This is a genomic window from Mesorhizobium sp. M0208 (assembly GCF_040322015.1).
Lineage (GTDB): Bacteria > Pseudomonadota > Alphaproteobacteria > Rhizobiales > Rhizobiaceae > Mesorhizobium.
The window spans coordinates 1-1,124 of sequence record NZ_JAMYSP010000114.1 but is presented as its reverse complement, the minus strand read 5'-3'; the positions used below and the strand labels follow the sequence as shown (position 1 = coordinate 1,124).

Annotated in this window: 1 protein-coding gene; it reads right to left on the bottom strand. The window is 55.2% G+C overall.

The window, feature by feature from the left end; genetic code table 11:
• On the bottom strand, positions 1 to 1,112 hold a 1,112-nt coding region (gene glyA / locus NKJ17_RS33865), incomplete at its 3' end, for a serine hydroxymethyltransferase (RefSeq protein WP_352692052.1).
• Positions 1,113 to 1,124 lie beyond the last annotated feature (12 nt).

The window sequence follows — 1,124 nt, the reverse complement described above, 5'->3', positions numbered from 1 at the left end:
ATTGCGGACGTTCCCATCCGGAGCCCCGAGGTGACATTCGGTGATTGGCTGTCTTGCGGCACGAGATTGCGGTTCGTTGTCACGCCATGAGCTTCCAATGCCTTCTGCGCGGCATCGCCTGTCAGCCCACGCGTTCTGAGGTCAACCATCGTGAATGGCGTATCTGTCCCCCCTGTGACGATTTTGAACCCACGTGCGCTCAAGCCGCTCGCCAGAGTTCGCGCGCAGCTCAGTACCCGTCTAGCGTATTCGGTAAACTCGGGCTTAAGGGCCTCACCGAAACAGACGGCCTTGGCGGCAATAACGTCGGGCAGCGGCCCGCCTTGAATGCCAGGGAATACCGCTGAATCGATTTTTTTACCTAAAGCCGCGTCGCGAGACATTATCAGGCCTCCCCTCGGCCCGCGTAGATTTTTGTTCGTCGTTGTGGTTACCAGGTCCATGTAAGGAAATGGGCTCGGATACTCTTTTGCAGCAATCAATCCGGAAAAGTGGGATACATCGGCGAGTGTGACTGCGCCAACCTCCGCAGCGATTTTTGATACCCTAGGAAAATCGATAGCACGAGGATAGGATGAGCCGCCTACAATAATGAGCTTGGGACGATGCTCGCGAGCGAGCTGTTCCATCGTATCGTAGTCGATGAACCCCTCTGGTGTTGTCCCGTATGATATCGTTTTGAACCAGCGACCGGACAAGTTGGACTTGAACCCGTGGCTCAAGTGCCCCCCTGAGGAAAGATCCATACTCAACACTGTGTCTCCGGGCGTGAGTAAAGCAAAGTACACTGCCTGGTTAGCTTGGCTACCAGAATGGGGCTGCACATTTGCGTGTCCTGCACCGAACATCGCTTTGGCTCGCTCTATGGCGAGGCGTTCAATGGCATCGACGTTTTCGACACCAGCGTGATACCGTCTCCCTGGATAGCCCTCAACGGTGGTGAATACCACCATCGATGCCATCGCTTCGCGGGCCGCGTTACTCATGTAGTTCTTCGGGGCGATCAATTCTACTTGGCTTCGCTGCCTCGACTCGTCTGCTGAGATTAAACGTGCTAGTTCGGGGTCTGCCTGAATTAGGGGCTCCTCGAAAAACCGTCTCTTTGCTTTCATGCCGAAGTCTCC